The following is a 19,918-nucleotide window of genomic DNA, read 5'->3' as shown; positions in this document are numbered from 1 at the left end:
GACGGTGTCGGCTGTGCTGGGCGTGGTGGTCATGCGCGGCAGAGTCCTCGGCTGATGGGATTCGGGACTCTCCATTGTCCCCCACCTGAAAGGCGGCCTGGCCGGGGTCGGGAGGGTGGGGTGGGTGAGGGGTGGGGTGGGTGAGGGGTGGGGTGGGGTGGGGTGGGGTGGGGTGGGGTGGGGTGGGTGGTGGGTGGGGTGGGGTGGGTGGTGGGTGGGCTTGGACGGGTGAGCGGGCGGGCTTGTGTGGGTGGGGTAGCTGGGCTGGCCGGGCTTGTGCGGCCGGGCGGTGGCTGAGCGGGTGGGGCAGCTGGGCGGGTGGGCTGACTTGGCCGCGGCGGCTACGGGGTGGCTTTCGCCACGCTGATCTGGCCGGAGCTGGTGGCGATGTCGAGGTGGCGGGTGGAGGTGTCGGATCTCAGGGCCGGGTTGATGTCCACTGCACCTGAACTGGTGTTGTGGTCGATGCGGTACCCGGCAGGGTCGGCCGGGAGTTCGAGGTCGACCTGGCCGGAGGTGGCTGTGACGGTGACCTCCTCGGGTGGGCGGGCGAACATGAGCAGCAGTTGCCCGGAGGTCAGGACGGCCCGAACGCGGGTGGAGGTCAAGGTCTCGCCGGTGATCTGTCCCGAGGACGCCTTCGCCCAGACCGGGCCGCTCACAGCATCGAGCCGGATCGCCCCCGAGGTGGTCTCGATCCGGAGCTCCCCGGACAGCCCTCGCGCGGTGAATCCACCGGACGTGGCCCGGGCATGGACCGGCACTCCGGCCGGAATCCGGATGTCGAGCAGGAGCCCGCACCCGAAGGGCTCGGCGTCCAGCGGCCCGACGATGGTGCCGCAGCGGACGGTTATTCGGAGAGTTCCGTTCTCCAGGCTCTCCTCGACCGCGGGTGGCCGCAGCGCCCAGTCAGCCCGCTGGTCCACCGTGACGCGGTCGGGCGCACCGGCCTCGACCCGCACCTGAGCGGCCTCGGCATTGAGTTCCACTGCGGTGACCGGACCGAGGAAGGTCCGCGTGGTCGTGGTCGTCCGGTACGCCATGACGCCCCAGGCCATGCCAGCTCCGGCAAGGACGCTGAGGGTCAGCACGATGATCGCGACGGCGCGCCAGGCCTTGCGCTCACGCTCTCCTGCTGAGGTGTCTGCTGTGCCCGCGGTGCCACTCATGCCATCTGCCATGTCTGCGGTGGCTGCGCTGCCTCGCCGGCTGTGGCGGGCTGCGGCGGCGGCGTTGACCGGGCGGATCGCCACCTCAGCCCACCTCGAGGAACCGGAGGACTGCGAGGACCCTGCGGTGGTCGGCGTCCGTCTGCGGGAGGTCGAGCTTCATCAGGATGGCGTTGATGTGCTTCGCGACAGCGCTGTCGCTCACCACCAGGATGGCGGCGATGCCAGCGTTGGACCGGCCTTCCGCCATGAGGGCGAGGACGTCGCGCTCGCGTGGAGTCAGTTTGCGGAGCGGATCGCGATCCTTGCGGACGAGGAGTTGGGCGACCACCTCGGGGTCGAGCGCCGTACCGCCGTCGGCAACTCGCTGGAGCGCCTCCAGGAAGTCGTCGACATTGGCGACACGCTGCTTGAGCAGGTACCCGACGCCACTGGTGTTCGCCGAGAGCAGGTCGGCGGCGTAGCGCTCCTCCACATACTGCGAGAGCAGCAGGACGGCCACATCGGGCCACTGCCTGCGGATCAGCAGCGCAGCCTTGACGCCCTCGTCCGCGAAGTCCGGTGGCATTCGCACATCAATGATCGCAATGTCAGGTTTGTGTTCCTCGACTGCGGCCAGCAGGGATTCTGCGTCTCCGACCGCAGCCGGGATCTCGTAGCCGACGGATTCCAGCACCTTGATCAGGCCGACCCGTAGGAGGACGGAGTCTTCGGCAATCACAGCTCGCACGGCAGCTCCACGGTGAGAGTGGTGGGGCCCCCGAGGGGGCTGATGACAGTGAGCGTGCCGTCGACCGAGGCCGCTCGTTTCCGCAGGCCCGTCAGGCCGCTTCCCCTGGACGGATCGGCCCCGCCGATGCCGTCGTCGCCGATGACTATCCGGAGCCGGTCTCCGGATCGACGGACGGAGAGGTCGACGCGGGACGCCCGGGCGTGCTTGGCCGCGTTCGCCAGTGCCTCGGAGACTGTGAAGTAGGCGACCGCTTCGACCGCTGGTGCCACACGTCCGTCGAGGTCGACGTCCATGCGCACCGGCACCGGACTCCGAGCGGCGATGCCGGACAGTGCTGCGTCCAACCCGCGGTCCTCCAGGACGACCGGGTGCAGGCCGCGGACGAGGTCGCGCAGCTCCTCGATGGCTGCCTGGGCCTCCTCGTGCGCCTCGACGATGACCTGCATGGCCTCCGTCGGAATGTCGGTCAGCGTCCGGCGGGCCAGTCCGAGGTTCATGGCGAGGGAGACGAGACGCTGCTGGGCACCGTCGTGGAGGTCCCGCTCGATCCGGCGGCGCTCGGCGTCTGCGGCGTCCACTACCCCGGCACGGCTGACCGCGAGTCGCTCCACCCGTTCTTCCAGCACCTCGGCCCGGTTGCGACCGATCAGGGCGCGGGTGGTCCGCTCGTCGGTGCGGGCGATCCAGGCGAACGCCCAGGGCCCGAGGAGGAGCAGCGCCACACCGGCGGCAGTGACCAATCCGCCGTCGGTCGTCCACCCGGATCCGGGCCGCATTGGGCCGTCGGGCGGCAGCGCCCAGATCCAGACGAAGAACGTCGCCATGACGAGACCGGCTCCCCAGACCGCCATGACCAGGAGGCCTGCGGTCGCGAACAGTGGGGCCATGACGACGTGATGGAGCGTCTGGCGCCAGGTCATGCCGGCGCGCAGTCTCCTCGCCCACCCCGCATCGGGCGGCAGCCGGCTCGGCACGTCCACGCCGCGCAGGACGAGGAGGCGACTTCGCTGTGCCGTCGTCAGGAGGTCGAAGCAGAAGGGAAGTACGAACACCAGGACGGCGGCGGACTTGGCGTCGAGGAGGAGGACGACGGCCGGCATCCCCAGGGGGACACCTGCCGCGACGAAGAGGGTGTCCCGCCTGGCAGCCGCCGCCCACGGAACGCGCCGGAGAAGTGGCGCGAGCGGGTTGCGGAGAGCGGAATCGGACATGGCGGAAAGAGTAGTTGGCGCGCGATCAGCTCCACCATGAAGTGCTCTTCACTGTTGATGGTGTAGCTGGCTTCACCATGAAAAGTGAAGTGTGCGCCAACGACAGGGGCATCCGCAGGTCGCGAATGTTGTCGGCATGACGAACAGCCTGACGAACAGCACGGGAAACAGCACGGCGAACGGCACGGCGAACAGCACGGCGAACGACCGGACGAGCAACACGGTGTACGGCCGGGCGAACCCGACGGTGCGCGAGGCGGACGGCGCTGCCCGGGACACCGGAACGGGCGGTGTCGGCCCGTCGACCGCTGCGGGACCGCTGGCGGGTGCCCGTGCCCGAGGGCTCGCTGCGGACCGCGTCGGCGAGACGGTCCGCGGTCGCGGCGCAGTACCTCCGGGGCGGAGTCGGGTGCCACCGCCCAGCGTCCGCCGTACTTTGGCCCTGCCTGTGCTGGGGCCGTGGTCCGTCCGCGGTTCGGCGGGGCGCGGGCGCCGGGCCGCGTTGGAGGTCTACGAGCACGGCGAGTTGCTCGATGTGGTGGTGACGTCGTCCTTGGCGGGTGGCGTGCTCCGTGGCGTACGGCGACGGCCGGGCACCGGCCATCCCGGGGCCTTCGCCTGGGGGCGGCTGTGCGCGGACGGCTCACCGCCCGCGGTGGTGTTCACCCGTGGCCGACGGGCCAGTCAGCGGGTTCCCGCCGGGTTGACCACGGTGATGGGTGCGTTCTGGCTGGCTTGGTGCGCCACACCTGCAACAGGTGTCCTGGTGAGCGGGCCGGGCTGCCCACCGGTCCGGCTGCGGGCGGGGGTTGCTGCGTGAACCACCACCGGCTGCTGGCCGCCTGCGGACTCGCGCTGATCCCCTGGGCGGTGGCCCTGGCCTGGGCACATCTCGTCGGCTGGGCCCTGCTCGACGCGGCCGAGGCCGCAGCGCTGCTCACTGCAGGCCTGTGGCCGGACGGCCGCGGCGCGGCACCCCGCTCGGCCGCGTGCCTCGCCGGTCTGCTGCTCGGGCTGGACGCCCTGGTCGATGTCTCGACAGCTGCCACCGGGCCCGAGCTGGCGACCGCACTCACCATGGCACTTGCCGCCGAGGTGCCGATCGCGCTGGTGTGCCTGCTGCTCGCAGCCGACCGCGCTGCCTTCGACCACGCGGCGAGCCGTGCGTGCCGGACGCCCCGGGTGCCGCGCTTCACCATCGGTGCCTCGCTGCCGCGACGCACGGGCTCGCCGGTTCGCCGCGGCGCACCGGCGATCCCCGCCCTGCTCCGCGCGTCGACGCACTCAGGAACGGGCCGCGAGAGCCTCCAACTTGCTCCGCGTCTCCTCGTCCTGGGGCGTGTAGGCGACAAGTCTCGGGCCGGGCCGCGGGCCGAGCCAGAGATTGGTGTACTCGAAGCGCATCAAGCCGACGTCCGGCACCAGGAAGCGCTTCAGGCCGTTGCCGAGGCCGGCGACCTCGTGCTGCTGCCACATCTCCTCGAACTCGGGCGAGGCCTTGCGCAGTCGGTTCAGCAACGTCTTCCACGCAGGCTCGGCCCCGTGATCGGCCATGGCGGTACGGAACTTGGCCACCATGGCGGGGCGCGCCTCCCCGATGTCGAGGAGGCTCCTCTGGAACTCGGAGTCGGTGAAGGCCAGCCACATCAGATTGCGGTCCTCGAACGGGAGGGCGTCGAGGTCGCCTGCGATCCAGGTGTAGGCGCGGTTGTAGGCGAGAACGTCGTAGCGGCTGTTCAGCACGGCGGCCGGCATCGGCTCCAGCTGAGTGAGGAGCATCCGCGCGGCCGGCGTGACGGTGGCGCATTCGACGATCGGGGCAGGGTCCTCGGCACCGGCCAGGACGAACAGGTGGGCACGTTCCGTCGGGTCGAGCATGAGCGCCCGTGCCACCGACTGCAGCACCTGGGCGGAGACCTGGATGTCCCGCCCCTGCTCCAGCCAGGTGTACCAGGTGACTCCCACCGTGGCGAGGTGCGCCACTTCTTCCCGGCGAAGGCCCGGTGTGCGGCGGCGCCCGGTCTCGGGCAACCCCACCTGCTCGGGCGAGATGCGCTCCCGGCGGCTACGGAGGAAGGCGGCGAGCTCCTGTCGCCGGGCAGCGGCCGGAGCGAGTTCGGCCCCGGCGCCGGCTCCCGGCCTGGTAGCCGTGGACCCCGTGGCCGTGGACCCCGTAGCCGTGAAGCCCGCCGCCGTCGGGCTTGTGGCCGTGGACCCGCCGGCCCTGGTGGCAGGGCCGGGCCGGGAGGCAGACTCCGTAGGGCGGCCTGTGGAGGCGATGCGTGTAGCCATGCCTACCAGGATGCTCCCGCGCGCATCCTGTTGCCAGGTACTCGTTATACCTGGATAAACGATGTCTGGTACCAGGGTGCGGCGAGGCGGATCGTAGGTGCCGTGACTCAGCAACTGACGCTTCCACGGACCACCTCCACCGCCGGTCGTGCCACGGACGCCCCCACCCTGGGTGTCGCGGGCCTCGTCACCGTCCTGCTCGGCGCCTTCCTGCCGATGCTCGACTTCTTCATCGTCAACGTCGCGCTGCCCACCATCGACCACGACCTCGCTGCGGGCCCCGCGGTTCTGGAGCTCGTCGCCGCCGGTTACGGCATCGCCTTCGCGGTCCTGCTGGTCCTGGGCGGCCGGCTCGGCGACGCACTCGGTCGGCGCCGTCTGTTCGTCGCCGGTGCCGCGCTCTTCGCGGTGACGTCCCTGGCCTGCGGTCTCGCGCCGACGGCGTGGACGCTGGTGGCGGCACGCGTGGCGCAGGGCGCCTCCGCTGCGCTGCTGCTGCCCCAGGTCCTGGCGACCATCACCGCTGCCAGCAGCGGGGCCCAGCGTGCCCGGGCACTCGGCATCTACGGCGCGGTCGGCGGCATCTCCGTCGTCATCGGCCAGGTCCTCGGCGGCATGATGGTCGCGGCGGACCTGTTCGGGAGCGGCTGGCGCGCCGTGTTCCTGCTCAACGTCCCGTTCGCCCTGCTGACCGCGGTGCTCGCCGTCCGGTTCGTGCCCGAGACGCGGGCCAGCCGTGCCGCGGGAGTGGACGTGCCCGGCACGGTGCTGCTGACCGCCTCGCTGCTCTCCCTCTTCGTCCCGCTGATGGAGGGCCGGGCCGTCGGTTGGCCGCTGTGGACCTGGCTGCTGCTCGGCCTGTTCCCGCTGCTCGCCGCCGCCTTCCTGACCGTGGAGCGCCGGGCCGAGCGGATGGGCCGGACACCGCTGGTGCCGCTCTCACTGCTGCACATTCCCGAGATGCGCCGAGGACTCGGCATCGCGCTGCCCTACTTCACCGGCTTCGGCGGCTTCATGTTCGTGGTGGCGATCCTGCTCCAGCACGGTCTCCGGCTCGGGCCGGTCGCCGCCGGCTGGGCGCTGGTGCCGATGGCCGCAGGGTACTTCGCGGCCTCGCTCTCCGGCCCGCGTCTGGTGGGACGGTTCGGCAGCCGGGTGATCACGGCCGGCGCAGTGGTCCAGGGGATCGGCCTGGTCACCCTGCTGGCCACCGTCCTGGCGGACTGGACTCACTTCTCGCCGCTGCGGATGCTGCCCGGCGTCGCCCTGGCGGGCATCGGCCAGGGCCTGGTGGGCACTCCACTGTTCCGCGTGGTGCTGTCCAAGGTCCCTGCCGAGCGGGCAGGCGTCGGGAGCGGCGTCCTGGCGACCACCCAGCAGTCCAGCCTCGCGCTCGGCGTCGCCACCCTCGGCACGCTCTTCCTCGCGGTGTCCCCCACCATGGGCTTCGCGCACGCACTGGCGCTCGTGCTGGCCCTCCAGTTCGGCGGCTCGGTGATCATCGCCGTCCTCAGCCTGCGGCTCCCGCGCTCGGTTGCCTGACCTGCGGGGCAGCGTACGAGGTGGTGTTCCAAGGGTGCGAAAAACCGGAAGCAGAGTGTCGGCGACGGATGGGAGCATGACGTCATGACGACCACTGACCCCACCACACCGGCCGACACCCGCACCCGTGAGCAGTTGGTCGCCCTGGTCGAGGCGGGCACTCGGCCCAAGTACCTGCTCTTCTGGGGCCACCGGCCGGAGCCCGACGGCCGGATCGGTCCGGGGTCGCTCAGCCAGTGGTGGCCCGGGGAGTTCACCGTGGACGGTGTCACCTACCGCTCCGCGGAGCACTGGATGATGGCCGGGAAGGCCCGCCTGTTCCAGGACGAGCAGACGCTGGCCCGCATCCTGGCCGCACCCACCCCGGGCGAGGCCAAGAAGCTGGGTCGCCAGGTCCGGGGCTTCGACGAGGAGCGGTGGGTCGCCGAACGGTTCGAGCTCGTGGTCGCCGGCAACGTGGCCAAGTTCGGGCAGGACGACGCGCTGCGGAACTACCTGCTGGGCACCGCCCAGCGCGTCCTGGTGGAGGCCAGCCCGCTCGACCGGCTCTGGGGCATCGGCCTGGCGGCTGACAACGAGCGGGCCACCCGACCGCAGGAGTGGCGCGGCCTCAACCTGCTCGGCTTCGCCCTGATGGAGGCCCGGGCCCGGCTCATCGCCTGACCCTGGCCCTGAACCCTGGCCTCGGCCCTGAACCTGGCTCCGGACCCCGGCCCCGGCCGTGACCCTGGCCGCGGGTCCCGGACTGCCCCTGACGCCGATGCAGGGCTGCGCCCCGGGCAACCACCCGACACTCGCGCCCTCGGAACGCCACCACTTCTTCCGGCGACTTCAACCCCCGCCACCTGCAACGTCATTCGCCGAAAATCGGCGGACTCACGCCTGTAACACCGACGCCGTATGGCTTGGCGAGGATGGCCCGAGGTAGGGCCAGGGGGCCGGCTGGGCGGCCCCGAGGTGGAGAGGCTGGTCGGACGAGGGATGACAGTGCAGGAGCTGGGGCCCACAGCAGCGGACATCCACATGCTGCGGACGGAGTTGGACGAACTACTCCGGGCGCGGCAGTACGCAGCACAGCGCGAACGACGGCTCGCCGAGGCGGTGCAGGCGGCGAGCCAACCGGACCGGGCGCACGGCTACGCCCAACCACACCAACAGCCGGACCCGGAACTCCTACGGCGCCTCGCACAGGCCCGGTCCCTGCGGGAAGGACTGGGCACTCGCTGCCTCGACTTGAGCGAACGCCTCTTGGCACTGGAGGATCTCGCCCGGCAGAACGGCGGCTTTCCCCAACGCAGTTACCGCGATCCGTCCGGCCCCGGCGGCACCGGCAGCGCCGGGCAGCAGGACGCGGTACCGCGTCAGCAGACTGCGGGCACCCGGCCGTCACCCTTCGGCGCCGGCCCTCACACAGCTAGCCCCCACACCACCGGCGACCGCAGCACCGGCCACCCCAACACCTACTCCCCGCAAGCCGGTTCACTGCCTCCGGGTTCGCCGTTCCAGGGAGCCGCTGCTACCACCCCCACCGCACCGGCCACCCCCACCGCCGGTGCAGCGGCCGCACCCCAGTACCGGCCGATCCCCGAACCCCCGGCACCACCAGTCCCACCGACTCACACCATCGCGCGGACGCCCGAGCCGGCAACGAAACCGGCGGTCGGGCCTGCGGCCATGACTGCGGCCGAACCGAAGCCCGCGAAGCGCAGGCGTCCCACCGGGGCCCGGTTCGGCGGCGCGTTCGTGGAGGAACAGGAGCCGGAGCCGGTCCGGGCCACCGCGGCCGAGCAGGCTGCGGCCGAAGCCGCAGGGATGGCCCCACCGTCCGCTCCAACGGTGGCCCCGGTCCGCGGGGCCCGCTTCGGCGGTGTCCGGGGTGCGGCATCAGGCGACACCGAATACCGATCGGCGCCGGCCGACAGCGAACCGCCCACACCCTCCACCTCCGCACCCACCGCTCCAGCCGCTCCCGTCACTCCCGCTCCTGCTCCCGCTCCGCCGCCGCGCAGTGCCGAGGAGCTGGCCGCCCTCGCCGTCCGCGTCGGCGAGTTGCACGGCCGCGGTTCGGCGCACGAGTCGGCAGCCGTCGTGGCGCAGGCCGCGGTGACCCTCGCGCCGCAGGACGTGGCCCGTCTCGCCGCTCTGCTGCGATCGCAGGGGCCGTACGGTGCGGCGGGCTACCTCGTCCGCGCGACGGCGCACGGTTCGCCGGACCAAGCGGCCGGCACCTTGGCCGAGCTCCGCCGAGTGGGGCTGGCGGACGAGGCGAACGAACTGTTCCATGCCCTGTGGGGCGTACCGGGTTCGGCGCTGCCGGCGCTGATCGCGGCCCTGGAACGGGCGGGCCAGGCCGCCGACGGCCAGACCCTGCTGTGGGAGTGGGCCTCCGCCCCGCCGGCCGAACTGGCTGCACTGACCGCCGGTCTGGCCGCGGCCGGGCGCACTGGTGACGTCCGGCACCTGCTGCGGCAGGTTGCGGGCCGGCCGATCGCCGATGTGGCCGCCACCGTCGAGCAGTTGGCGTTCCCAGATGCTACGGCGGCACCGCCGGGCACGGGATCCGTCCCGCATCCGGCCGCCCCACATCCGGCCGCGCAGCAGGCCACCGCGCAACAGGCCACCGCGCAACAGGCGGCCACGCAGCGATTCGCCGCCGCACTGGTGCGTGAGACCGCGGGGCTGCGCTCGCCCGGTGACCTCGCCGAACTGGGGCGCGCTCTGCTCCCGCACCGCGAGCTGTACCAGGTGCTGCTGGGTGCGGCGGCCGCACTGGAGGAGAGCCGTTCGCGAGGGGTGCTGGCCGCCCTCCGGTCGGCGGGGCTCCCGACGGCACCGCCCGCACCCCGCCCCCGCGGTCGCCGCTGACGTCTGCCGTCGATCCGGCACGGGGAACGACTCGGCCCCCTCTGCCGCAGAATCTGCAGCGGAGGGGGCCGGGTCGGCGGACCGAAGAGCGTCGTACCGAGGTCAGCAGCCGATCAGGCGGGCGGCCAGGTAGGACTTCACCTGGTCGAGGGAGACGCGCTCCTGCGCCATGGTGTCGCGCTCGCGCACGGTCACCGCGTCGTCCTCGAGGGTGTCGAAGTCGACGGTGACGCAGAACGGCGTGCCGATCTCGTCCTGGCGGCGGTAGCGCTTGCCGATGGCGCCGGCGTCGTCGAAGTCGACGTTCCACGCGGTGCGCAGGTCGGCGGCGAGGCCGCGGGCCTTCGGCGAGAGGTCGGCGTTGCGGGAGAGCGGGAGCACCGCGACCTTGACGGGGGCGAGGCGCGGGTCGAGCCGCATGCCGACGCGCTTCTCCATCTGGCCCTTGGCGTTGGGGGCCTCGTCCTCGAAGTAGGCGTCGATCAGGAAGGCGAGCATGGCGCGGTTGAGGCCGGCTGCCGGCTCGATGACGTACGGGAAGTAGCGCTCGCCGGACTCCTGGTCGAAGTACTTGAGGTCCTGGCCGGAGTGCTCGCTGTGCACGGCGAGGTCGTAGTCCGTGCGGTTGGCGATGCCCTCGAGCTCGGAGAACTCGGTGCCGCCGAAGTTGAAGCGGTACTCGATGTCGACCGTGCGCTTGGCGTAGTGGGAGAGCTTCTCCTTCGGGTGCTCGAAGAAGCGCATGTTCTCCTCGCGCAGGCCGAGGTCGCGGTACCAGTTCCAGCGCTGCTCGAGCCAGTACTCGTGCCACTTCTCGTCCTCGCCCGGCTTGACGAAGAACTCCATCTCCATCTGCTCGAACTCGCGGGTGCGGAAGATGAAGTTGCCGGGCGTGATCTCGTTGCGGAAGCTCTTGCCGACCTGGGCGATGCCGAACGGCGGCTTCTTGCGCGAGGTGGTCTGAACGGCCTTGAAGTTGGTGAAGATGCCCTGCGCGGTCTCCGGGCGGAGGTACGCGAGGCCGGAGCCGTCCTCGACCGGGCCGAGGTGCGTCTTCAGCATGCCCGAGAACTCCTTGGGCTCCGTGAAGGAGCCCTTGTTCCCGCAGTTCGGGCAGTTGATGTCGGCGAGGCCGTTGGCGGGCAGCTTGCCGTGCTTGGCCTCGTACGCCTCTTCCAGGTGGTCGGCGCGGAAGCGCTTGTGACAGGAGAGGCACTCGGTGAGCGGGTCGTTGAAGGTGGCGACGTGGCCGGAGGCCTCCCAGACCTCCTTGGCGAGGATCACCGAGGAGTCGATTCCGACGACGTCCTCACGAGCGGTGACCATCGCCCGCCACCACAGGCGCTTGATGTTCTCCTTGAGCTCGACACCCAGCGGACCGTAGTCCCAGGCGGCGCGGGTACCGCCGTAGATCTCGCTGCAGGGGTAGACGAAGCCACGGCGCTTGCTCAGGCTGACGATCGTGTCGATCTTGTCGGCGGCCACAGTGCTCTCTTCAGTACGACGGCACGGTCTGGGCACGGCTGGTTGCACGCACCCGAATACCTCAGGTTACCGGGCTCGGGGGTGGTGCAGTCACATCAGTATCGGCCGCACCGCATGTTCCCGCGGCGTTCGGACGGCACTTTCCCGCCCGGCTCCAGGGCCTCCCGCCCGCACGCCACCTCCCCGACCCCCGCGCGCCCACCCGTTCACCGCCCTCCTGAGCCCACCCGTTCACCGCCCTCCTGAGCCCACCCGCTCGCCGGCCTTCCCACACCCGTCCGGGCCGCCGGCCACCCCGCCGGCCCACCGCGGTCCACCCGCGCAGCGGACGCGCCTCACCCAATCGGGTGAGTTGACAATCATTTCCACATAAGATGAGAATGGTTGTCATGACGCTCCCCCGACCCTCCGGCGGCACCCGCCGCCGCCCTGCCAAGGCCGTCGCCCTCACTGCCACCGCCCTCGCCGCCGCCCTCGCGCTGACGGCCTGCGGCGGCACCAGCAGTGCGCAGGACGCCGGCGGCAGACTGTCGGTGGTCGCGTCCTTCTACCCGATGGAGTTCCTCGCCTCGCAGATCGGCGGCGAGCACGTGAAGGTGACCGATCTGACGGCCGCCGGCGTGGAGCCGCACGACCTCGAACTCACCGCCAGGCAGGTCGGCGCCGTCCAGAAGGCCGGGGCGGTCCTCTACCTGAAGGGCCTGCAGCCGACGGTCGACAAGGCGGTCGAGCAATCACACTCCAAGCACGTCGTCGACGCCACCGCGGCCTCCCCGCTGGTCGACCACCACCTCGACGAGGGCGGCGAGGAGGCCGACGGCCACGGTCACGAGCACGGCGGCCCGGCCGGCGACCCGCACATCTGGCTCGACCCGACCCGGTACGCGGCGGTCGCCAAGGCGGTCGGTGCGGCGTTCGCCGACGCCGACCCGGCGCACGCCGCCGACTACGAGAAGAACACCGCCGACCTGGTCACCCGACTCACCGCGCTGGACACGGAGTTCCGGGACGGCCTGAAGGGCTCGGGGACGAAGGCCTTCGTCACCAGCCACGCCGCCTTCGGCTACCTCGCCGACCACTACGGTCTGGAGCAGATCGCGATCAACGGGGTCGACCCGGAGGCCGAGCCCAGCCCGGCCCGGCTCGCCACGATCCAGCAGGCGGCCCGGGAGCACGGCGTCACCACCATCTTCTTCGAGAGCCTGGTGAGCCCCGCGCTCGCCACCAGCGTCGCCAAGGACCTGAAGCTGCGGACCGCCGTGCTCGACCCCATCGAGGGCATCAAGAACGGCAAGGGCGACTACTTCTCCGTGATGCGGCAGAACCTGACCAACCTCCGGGCGGCGCTCGGCGCCACCAGCTGACGGGACACCACGCCATGAGCCCAGTCCTCCCCGAGCGCACCACCGCGCCCGAAGCCCCCACCGCGCCCGAAACCACCACGCCCGACGCAGCCCCCGACGCGTCCGAAAGCACAACACCCGAGGCAGCACCCGAGGCGGCACCCGACACAGCCCCCGACGGCCAGCCGCCGGCCGTCCGTCTCCGCGAGGCGGTCGCCTCGGTCGGCGGCCGCCCGGTGCTGCGCGGTGTGGACCTCACCGTCCGCCCCGGCGAGGTGGTGGCCCTGCTCGGCGCCAACGGTTCGGGCAAGTCGACCACCGTCAAGGCGGTGGTCGGCGGCGTCCCGCTGGACCGCGGGCATCTGGAGCTGTTCGGCACCCCGTACCGCTCGTTCCGCGCCTGGCGCCGGATCGGGTACGTGCCGCAGCGCACCACCGCCGCCGGCGGCGTCCCGGCGACCGTCCGCGAGGTGGTCTCCACCGGACGGCTGCCGCAGCACCGGCTGCTGCCGTTCCGCCGGCGCGACCGGGCCGCGGTCGACCGGGCGCTGGCCGCGGTCGGCATGCTGGACCGAGCCGAGGACGGCGTGACCGGGCTCTCCGGCGGCCAGCACCAGCGGGTGCTGATCGCCCGCGCCCTGGTCGGCGAACCGGACCTGCTGATCATGGACGAGCCGATGGCCGGCGTCGACGTCGCCAGCCAGCAGGTGCTCGCCGACATCCTGGGCCGGGAGGCCGACCGCGGCTGCGCCGTCCTGCTCGTCCTGCACGAGCTCGGCCCGCTGGAGCCGCTCATCGACCGGGCCGTGGTGCTGCGGGACGGCTGCGTGGCGCACGACGGCCCGCCGCCCCAGGGGGTCGGACAGCACGCCCTGCCCGGCCACGACCACGTCCACCCGCACGCCGACGACCACACCCACCCCCGAGGACTGCTCGCATGATCGAGATGCTGCAATTCGACTTCATGCAGCGGGCGCTGGTCGCCGCCGTGCTGGTCGGGATCACCGCGCCGGCCGTCGGCGTCTACCTGGTGCAGCGGCGCCAGGCGCTGATGGGCGACGGCATCGGGCACGTCGCCCTCACCGGCGTCGGCCTCGGTTTCCTGTTCCAGACCAGCCCGGTCTGGATGGCCGTCCTGGTCTGCGTGCTGGGCGCGGTCGTGATGGAGCTCGTCCGCTCGCGCGGCAACCAGCGCGGCGACATCGCCCTCGCGATGCTCTTCTACGGGGGCATGGCCTGCGGCAAGCTGCTGGTCAGCGTGAGCGCCCAGGCCGGCAGCGGCAACCTGGAGAGCTACCTGTGGGGGTCCATCCTCACCGTGGGCCCCGGGGACCTCGCCACCATCGCCGTACTGGCCGCGGTGGTCGTGGCCGTCACCTTCGGGCTGCGCCGCCAGCTGTTCGCGATCTGCCAGGACGAGGAGTTCGCCCGGGTCACCGGGATCCCCGTCCGGGTGCTGAACCTGCTGCTGGCCGTGATGGCCGCGGTCACCGTGACGGTGGCGATGCGGGTCGTCGGACTGCTGCTGGTCAGTGCGCTGATGGTCGTCCCGGTGGCGGCCGCGCAGCAGGTGACGCGTTCCTTCCGGGCGACCCAGGCGGCGGCGGTCGGCCTCGGGATCACCGTGGCGGTGCTCGGGGTGGCCGGCTCGTACCAGGCCGACGTGCCGTCCGGCCCCGCGATCGTGCTGCTCGCGATCGCCGCCTTCGCCCTGCTGGGCGCGGTGGCGGGCCCGCTGGCCCGGCGGCGGCACCGGGCCGCGCCGGACTCCGGTCCGGAGGTCTGCGACGTGGTGCTGCCCGCCCAGTCGGCGGGCCGGGAGGCGGGCCGGACGGCGGAGGCTCCGGATCGGGAGGGGGCGTCCACGGGGCGGAACGGACGGCGCGAGAGCGAGCCGTCCGCGGGCCGGGGGCTGGCACAATGAGGTGCGACAGCATCCCACCCCCAGGAGGACCCACGGTGACCACCGCAGGCCCGACGCCGCGAGCCCGATCCACTCGGCAGCGAGCCGCCGTCTCGGCGGTGCTGGACGAGATCGAGGACTTCCGCAGCGCGCAGGAGCTGCACGACATGCTCAAGCACCGGGGCGACTCGGTGGGTCTGACCACGGTCTACCGTACGCTGCAGTCCCTCGCCGAGGCCGGTGAGGTGGACGTGCTGCGGACGTCCGAGGGCGAGGCGGTCTACCGGCGGTGCAGCAGCGGGCACCACCACCACCTGGTGTGCCGCACCTGCGGCGCGACGGTCGAGGTGGAGGGTCCGGCGGTGGAGCACTGGGCGAACGCGGTCGCCGCCGAGCACGGCTTCAGCGACATCGCGCACACCCTGGAGATCTTCGGCACCTGCGGGAACTGCGCGCAGAAGGCCTGACCGCGCGGGCAGACACCCGCACGCACGGCGCCGGAACACGCGGGGCCGGACCACAGGCACCGGAACACACGGCACCCGAACATGCGGAGCCGGAGCACACGGCGCCGGAACAGCACCGCACCTGAACACGCGAGAGGCCCGGGCCGGTCGGCCCGGGCCTCTCGCGTGCACGCGGAAGGCGGGTACGACCCGTCAGCGCTGGGCCGGGAGCTCCGCGGCGGCGGCCTCGGCGGCGGCCTCCACCTCGTTGGGGATCGCCCCGCCGAAGCGGCGGTCGCGCCGCGCGTACTGCTCACAGGCGCGCCACAGGTCGCGGCGGTCGAAGTCCGGCCAGAGCACGTCCTGGAAGACGAACTCGGCGTAGGCGGACTGCCAGGCGAGGAAGTTGGAGGTGCGCTGCTCGCCGCTGGGGCGCAGGAACAGGTCGACGTCCGGCATGTCGGGGTAGTACAGGTACTTGGCGAAGGTCTTCTCGTTGACCTTCTTGGGGTCGAGCCGGCCGGCGGCGACGTCGCGGGCGATGGCCTGGGCGGCGTCGGCGATCTCGGCGCGGCCGCCGTAGTTGACGCAGAAGTACAGCGTCATGGCGGTGTTGTCCTTGGTCTGCTCCTGGGCGACCTGGAGCTCCTGGACGACGCTCTTCCACATCTTCGGCATGCGGCCGGCCCAGCGGATGCGGATGCCCATGGCGTCCATCTCGTCGCGGCGGCGGCGGATGACGTCCCGGTTGAAGTTCATCAGGAACTTCACCTCCTCCGGGGACCGCTTCCAGTTCTCGGTGGAGAAGGCGTAGAGCGAGAGGTTCTTGACGCCGATCTCCAGGCAGCCGCGGAGCACGTCGAGGACGACGGCCTCGCCGACCTTGTGGCCCTCGGTGCGGGGCAGGCCGCGCTCCTTGGCCCAGCGGCCGTTGCCGTCCATCACGCAGGCCACGTGGTTGGGCACCAGCTCGCCGGGGATCTTCGGCGGGCGGGCGCCGCTCGGGTGCGGCGCCGGGGTCTCGTACACCCGCTGCTTGCTGCCGAAGAGCCGTCGTGCTGCCATGCTCACTTCTCCACGTATCTCATCGAGCGGATGCCCCGCTCCAGGTGCCACTGCAGATAGGCGGCCACCAGCCCGCTGCCCTCGCGCCAGTAGCGCGGCTCGCAGGCGTCCGCCGTCTGCCAGTCCCCCGACAGCAGTGCGCCGAGCAGGACCAGTGTCTCAGGGGAGGGTACGGCACTTCCAGGGACCCGACAGTCGGCGCAGAGCACGCCGCCCCCCTGGAGCGAGAAGAACCGGTTGGGTCCGGGCAGGCCGCACTTGGCGCACGCGCCGAAACTCGCGCCGTAGCCGTTGACCGCGAGCGAGCGCAGCAGGAAGGCGTCGAGCACCAGGTGCGACTCGTGCTCCCCCGCGGCGAGCGTGCGCAGGCCGCCGACCAGGAGCAGGTACTGCTGGACGGCGGGCTCGCCCTCGTTCTCGGCGAAGCGCTCGGCCGTCTCCAGCATGGCGGTGCCGGCGGTGTAGCGGGCGTAGTCACCGACGATCCGGCCGCCGTACGGGGCGATGGTCTCGACCTGGGTGCACAGCGGCAGGGAGCGGCCGACCAGGTCGCTGCCCCGGCTGAAGAACTGCACGTCGACGTGGGAGAACGGCTCCAGCCGGGCGCCGAACTTCGACTTGGTGCGGCGCACGCCGCGGGCGACGGCCCGGACCCGGCCGTGCTGGCGGGTGAGCAGGGTGATGATCCGGTCGGCCTCGCCGAGCTTCTGGGTGCGCAGCACCACGCCGTCGTCGCGGAACAGGCTCATGCGGCGGCACTCCGGGCGACGGCGGTGGGCAGTATCGGCATCCCCCCATTCTCGCGCACGCCGACCGGGTCCCCGGGCGGACCCGCACGACCCGACCCGACGCTCATGGACCGACCCGCGCGGCGGTCCGCACGGCCGTCCGCGGGCAGCCGTGAGCCCCGCACCGGGGCCGGGGGGTTGCCCTGTCGGTGCGGGTCACGGCGGGCCCGGGAGGGGGGAGTCGGGCCCGGTCGGGGGCGCGGCCCGGGAAACGGGCCGCGTGGGAAGGGACGGGAAGGTGTGGGAAGGGGACGGGAAGGTGTGGGAAGGGACGGCAGGGCGTGGGAAGGCGCGGGCGAGCGGGGGCGGCGGCGTCAGCGCGGGGCGCGGGTCGCGTCCTCCAGCAGGTCCTCGACCCGCGGGGGTCCGATCCGCAGACAGCGCCCGACGGCGGCGAGGGCGGCGCGCTCCTGCGGCAGGTAGCCGCCGTCGGCAAGGGCGATCCAGGCGCCCTGCAGGACGAGCCGTTCGCGGCCGGCCGGTGCCAGGTGCGGGGCGAGCGGTTCGAGGGCGGCGTGGAGTTCGATGGCGAGGCCGCCGGCGCCGCTCGCGGCGGTGTCGTCGACGTCCTGGGGTTCGCCGCCGCTGCGGCCGGTGAGGGCGGCGAGGGAGGCGAGGACCTGGGCCTCGCCGCAGTCGTCGAAGCCGGCCTCGCGGATCAGGGCGCAGGCGGCGTCACGGCCGGCCCGGCTGCCGGATCCGCCGGCGGCGAGGACGGCGAGGGCGACGGTGTACTGGGCGTCGCGGAGCATCGCGGCGAGCCGGACGGAGGTGAGCTGCTCCAGTGCCTCGACGCCGTAGCGGCCGTGGCAGCTGGTGCACTGCACGCTGCCGATGACCGGGCCGAGCGGCAGGACCGGGGTGCCGAGCAACCGCAGCCACCGCCGGCCGTGCTGTCGGCGGTAGTTGCGGTCGCCGCCGCAGCCCGGGCAGAAGAAGTCACCGAGGACGTCAGTCCGCCAGCGAGGACGGACACCCCACAACCCTGTCACGGCGCCACTCCCCAGACATGGCAGGCGGCCTGCACGTCTGCGGGCAGGTCACGCGACCGGACTCCGCTGGCCGTCCCACCGACCCCGGTTCCGGTGCGTCGATGTTGCCACGGTTACGGGCACGTGTCAGCACCCCGAACGGGTGCCGGGGCGAAAAAATGTGGCGCAGGACACACGGGGTGGCGGGAGGGGCCGGACGGCCCGGAAACGCGGCGAGGGGCCGCCCCACGGGCGGCCCCTCGTACACGTCGCTTCGGCGTGTCAGCTGCGCTGCGCGCGGTTGACGGCGCTCACCAGGGCCTTCAGCGAGGCCAGCACGGTGTTGCCGTCGATGCCGACGCCCCACAGCACCTTGCCGTCGACGGCGCACTCGACGTAGGCGGCGGCCTGGGCGTCGCCGCCCTCGCTCAGCGCGTGCTCGGCGTAGTCCAGGACGCGGACGTCCAGGCCGATGCCGGCCAGCGCGTCGACGAAGGCGGAGACCGGGCCGTTGCCGGAGCCGGTCAGCGCGGTGCGCTCGCCGTCCACCACGGCCTCGGCGTGCAGCACGTCGCGGCCGTTCTCGGTGGTCAGGCTGCGCGGGCCGTCCAGCGAGATGCGGCCCCACGCGTTGTCCGGGGTCGGCAGGTACTCGTCCTGGAAGACCGCCCAGATCTCGGCCGGGGTGACCTCGCCGCCCTCGGCGTCGGTCTTCGACTGGATGTTCTTCGAGAACTCGATCTGCATCCGGCGCGGCAGGTCCAGCTTGTGGTCGTTCTTCAGGACGTACGCGATGCCGCCCTTGCCGGACTGGCTGTTGACCCGGATCACGGCCTCGTACGAGCGGCCGACGTCCTTGGGGTCGATCGGCAGGTACGGGACGCCCCAGGTGAAGTCGGCGACCGGGACGCCGGCGGCGGCCGCGTCGGCCTCCAGGGCGTCGAAGCCCTTCTTGATGGCGTCCTGGTGGGAGCCGGAGAAGGAGGTGTAGACCAGGTCGCCGGCGTAGGGGTGGCGCTCGGCGACGCCCATCTGGTTGCAGTACTCGGCGGTGCGACGGATCTCGTCGATGTCCGAGAAGTCGATCATCGGGTCGACGCCCTGCGAGAACAGGTTCATGCCGACGTTGACCAGGTCCAGGTTGCCGGTGCGCTCGCCCTGGCCGAACAGGCAGCCCTCGACGCGGTCGGCGCCGGCCATCACGGCCAGCTCGGCGGAGGCGACGCCGGTGCCGCGGTCGTTGTGCGGGTGGGTGGACAGGCAGACGAACTCGCGGCGGGACAGGTTCCGCGACATCCACTCGATCTTGTCGGCGTAGACGTTCGGGGTGGACCGCTCGACGGTGGTCGGCAGGTTCAGGATGATCTCGCGGCCCTCGCCCGGCTGCCAGACGTCCATGACCGCCTCGCAGACCTCCAGGGCGAAGTCCAGCTCGGTGTCGATGAAGATCTCCGGCGAGTACTCGTAGCCCAGGACGGTCTCGTCGCCCAGGATCTTCTCCGCGTACTCCATCACCAGGCGGGTGCCGTCCACGGCGATCGCCTTGATGTCGTCCTTGCTGCCCTTGAAGACCACCCGGCGGAACAGCGGCGAGGTGGCGTTGTACAGGTGGACGGTGGCCCGGGCGGCGCCCTTCAGGGACTCCACGGTGCGCTCGATCAGGTCCTCGCGGGCCTGGGTCAGCACCGAGATCGTGACGTCCTCGGGGATCGCGTCCTCCTCGATCAGGGAGCGCACGAAGGCGAAGTCGGTGGCGCCGGAGGACGGGAAGCCGACCTCGATCTCCTTGTAGCCCATGCGCACCAGCAGGTCGAACATCTTGCGCTTGCGGGCCGGGGACATCGGGTCGATCAGGGCCTGGTTGCCGTCCCGCAGGTCGGTGGACAGCCAGCGCGGGGCCTGCGTGATCACCTTGCTCGGCCAGGTGCGGTCGGGCAGGTCGACGGTGCCGAAGGGTACGTAGCGGTGGAACGGCATGCCCGAGGGCTTCTGCTGGACCGTGTGTGCCGTGATCGGGGTGGGGCGGTCGATGAACGCGCGGGCGACGGACGACTGCTCGGTCATGGGGTGACTCTCGGCTTCCATGTCGATTGCGGGCTGATCGG

The 19,918-nt window shown here is 72.1% G+C and carries 16 protein-coding genes; 7 read left to right on the top strand and 9 right to left on the bottom strand.

Features of this window, described 5'->3' with window-relative positions; translation table 11 throughout:
- Window positions 1–341: 341 nt before the first annotated feature.
- From ABD353_RS07255 to ABD353_RS07240, 4 genes are all read right to left on the bottom strand, one after another.
- Window positions 342–1,169: a DUF4097 family beta strand repeat-containing protein gene (locus ABD353_RS07255; protein WP_344622646.1), complete on the bottom strand. Its 828-nt coding sequence runs from the start codon at window positions 1,167–1,169 to the stop codon at window positions 342–344.
- Between the two features lie 85 nt (window positions 1,170–1,254).
- Window positions 1,255–1,899, bottom strand: a complete 645-nt coding sequence (locus ABD353_RS07250) for a response regulator (protein ID WP_344622645.1) — start codon at window positions 1,897–1,899, stop codon at window positions 1,255–1,257.
- Entirely contained in the window at window positions 1,887–3,113 is a 1,227-nt protein-coding gene (locus tag ABD353_RS07245; RefSeq protein ID WP_344622644.1) for a sensor histidine kinase, read from the bottom strand. The genes ABD353_RS07250 and ABD353_RS07245 overlap by 13 nt, the downstream gene beginning before the upstream one ends.
- 1,284 nt (window positions 3,114–4,397) lie before the next feature.
- Complete coding sequence (locus tag ABD353_RS07240; RefSeq protein WP_359978354.1) at window positions 4,398–5,405, bottom strand: helix-turn-helix transcriptional regulator; 1,008 nt, start codon at window positions 5,403–5,405, stop codon at window positions 4,398–4,400.
- 216 nt (window positions 5,406–5,621) lie between these two features.
- Between ABD353_RS07240 and ABD353_RS07235 the strand changes: the two genes are divergently transcribed.
- From ABD353_RS07235 to ABD353_RS07225, 3 genes are all read left to right on the top strand, one after another.
- Window positions 5,622–6,947 carry an MFS transporter gene (locus ABD353_RS07235; RefSeq protein WP_425555096.1) on the top strand — a complete coding sequence of 442 codons (1,326 nt, stop codon included), beginning with the start codon at window positions 5,622–5,624 and terminating at the stop codon, window positions 6,945–6,947.
- 84 nt (window positions 6,948–7,031) lie between these two features.
- Window positions 7,032–7,610, top strand: a complete 579-nt coding sequence (ybiA, locus tag ABD353_RS07230; RefSeq protein WP_344622642.1) for a riboflavin biosynthesis intermediates N-glycosidase — start codon at window positions 7,032–7,034, stop codon at window positions 7,608–7,610.
- 1,011 nt (window positions 7,611–8,621) lie between these two features.
- Window positions 8,622–9,812: a hypothetical protein gene (locus tag ABD353_RS07225; protein ID WP_344622641.1), complete on the top strand. Its 1,191-nt coding sequence runs from the start codon at window positions 8,622–8,624 to the stop codon at window positions 9,810–9,812.
- A gap of 102 nt (window positions 9,813–9,914) precedes the next feature.
- Here the strand turns inward: ABD353_RS07225 and ABD353_RS07220 are convergent, their stop codons facing one another.
- The gene (locus tag ABD353_RS07220; protein ID WP_344622640.1) at window positions 9,915–11,297 is read right to left on the bottom strand and encodes a glycine--tRNA ligase; all 1,383 of its coding nucleotides are present in this window, start codon (window positions 11,295–11,297) and stop codon (window positions 9,915–9,917) included.
- A gap of 389 nt (window positions 11,298–11,686) precedes the next feature.
- On the opposite strand from ABD353_RS07220, the gene ABD353_RS07215 reads away from it, so the two are divergent.
- The 4 genes from ABD353_RS07215 to ABD353_RS07200 are packed head-to-tail and all read left to right on the top strand — an operon-like array spanning window position 11,687 to window position 15,010.
- Window positions 11,687–12,661 carry a metal ABC transporter substrate-binding protein gene (locus ABD353_RS07215; RefSeq protein WP_344622639.1) on the top strand — a complete coding sequence of 325 codons (975 nt, stop codon included), beginning with the start codon at window positions 11,687–11,689 and terminating at the stop codon, window positions 12,659–12,661.
- 14 nt (window positions 12,662–12,675) lie between these two features.
- Complete coding sequence (locus ABD353_RS07210) at window positions 12,676–13,581, top strand: metal ABC transporter ATP-binding protein (RefSeq protein ID WP_344622638.1); 906 nt, start codon at window positions 12,676–12,678, stop codon at window positions 13,579–13,581.
- On the top strand, window positions 13,581–14,564 hold the full coding sequence (locus ABD353_RS07205) for a metal ABC transporter permease (RefSeq protein ID WP_344622747.1): 984 nt from the start codon (window positions 13,581–13,583) through the stop codon (window positions 14,562–14,564). The genes ABD353_RS07210 and ABD353_RS07205 overlap by 1 nt, the downstream gene beginning before the upstream one ends.
- Before the next feature lie 35 nt (window positions 14,565–14,599).
- Window positions 14,600–15,010 (top strand): Fur family transcriptional regulator, encoded by a 411-nt coding sequence (locus tag ABD353_RS07200; RefSeq protein WP_344622637.1) that lies wholly within the window; start codon window positions 14,600–14,602, stop codon window positions 15,008–15,010.
- A gap of 192 nt (window positions 15,011–15,202) precedes the next feature.
- On the opposite strand, the gene ABD353_RS07195 is transcribed toward ABD353_RS07200, so the two are convergent.
- From ABD353_RS07195 to leuA, 4 genes are all read right to left on the bottom strand, one after another.
- Window positions 15,203–16,054 (bottom strand): isoprenyl transferase, encoded by an 852-nt coding sequence (locus ABD353_RS07195; RefSeq protein ID WP_344622636.1) that lies wholly within the window; start codon window positions 16,052–16,054, stop codon window positions 15,203–15,205.
- 2 nt (window positions 16,055–16,056) lie between these two features.
- A complete protein-coding gene (gene recO, locus ABD353_RS07190) occupies window positions 16,057–16,803 on the bottom strand; it encodes a DNA repair protein RecO (protein WP_344622635.1) in 747 nt (248 codons plus the stop codon).
- A gap of 353 nt (window positions 16,804–17,156) precedes the next feature.
- A complete protein-coding gene (locus ABD353_RS07185) occupies window positions 17,157–17,834 on the bottom strand; it encodes a TerB family tellurite resistance protein (protein ID WP_344622634.1) in 678 nt (225 codons plus the stop codon).
- 261 nt (window positions 17,835–18,095) lie between these two features.
- Entirely contained in the window at window positions 18,096–19,877 is a 1,782-nt protein-coding gene (gene leuA / locus ABD353_RS07180) for a 2-isopropylmalate synthase (RefSeq protein ID WP_344622633.1), read from the bottom strand.
- Between the last annotated feature and the right edge of the window lie 41 nt (window positions 19,878–19,918).

The sequence above is a fragment of the Kitasatospora arboriphila genome (assembly GCF_039528095.1).
GTDB lineage: Bacteria > Actinomycetota > Actinomycetes > Streptomycetales > Streptomycetaceae > Kitasatospora > Kitasatospora arboriphila.
The sequence above is the reverse complement of the archived record's forward strand: the minus strand, read 5'-3'. Positions and strand labels throughout refer to the sequence as shown.

Excerpts from the sequence above, each read along its gene's own strand:
- ABD353_RS07255 (WP_344622646.1), bottom strand. The coding sequence starts at position 1,169 with ATGAGTGGCACCGCGGGCACAGCAGACACCTCAGCAGGAGAGCGTGAG.
- ABD353_RS07245 (WP_344622644.1), bottom strand. The coding sequence starts at position 3,113 with ATGTCCGATTCCGCTCTCCGCAACCCGCTCGCGCCACTTCTCCGGCGC.
- ABD353_RS07240 (WP_359978354.1), bottom strand. The coding sequence starts at position 5,405 with ATGGCTACACGCATCGCCTCCACAGGCCGCCCTACGGAGTCTGCCTCC.
- ABD353_RS07235 (WP_425555096.1), top strand. The coding sequence starts at position 5,622 with ATGCTCGACTTCTTCATCGTCAACGTCGCGCTGCCCACCATCGACCAC.
- ybiA (WP_344622642.1), top strand. The coding sequence starts at position 7,032 with ATGACGACCACTGACCCCACCACACCGGCCGACACCCGCACCCGTGAG.
- ABD353_RS07225 (WP_344622641.1), top strand. The coding sequence starts at position 8,622 with ATGACTGCGGCCGAACCGAAGCCCGCGAAGCGCAGGCGTCCCACCGGG.
- ABD353_RS07215 (WP_344622639.1), top strand. The coding sequence starts at position 11,687 with ATGACGCTCCCCCGACCCTCCGGCGGCACCCGCCGCCGCCCTGCCAAG.
- ABD353_RS07210 (WP_344622638.1), top strand. The coding sequence starts at position 12,676 with ATGAGCCCAGTCCTCCCCGAGCGCACCACCGCGCCCGAAGCCCCCACC.
- ABD353_RS07195 (WP_344622636.1), bottom strand. The coding sequence starts at position 16,054 with ATGGCAGCACGACGGCTCTTCGGCAGCAAGCAGCGGGTGTACGAGACC.
- recO (WP_344622635.1), bottom strand. The coding sequence starts at position 16,803 with ATGAGCCTGTTCCGCGACGACGGCGTGGTGCTGCGCACCCAGAAGCTC.
- leuA (WP_344622633.1), bottom strand. The coding sequence starts at position 19,877 with ATGACCGAGCAGTCGTCCGTCGCCCGCGCGTTCATCGACCGCCCCACC.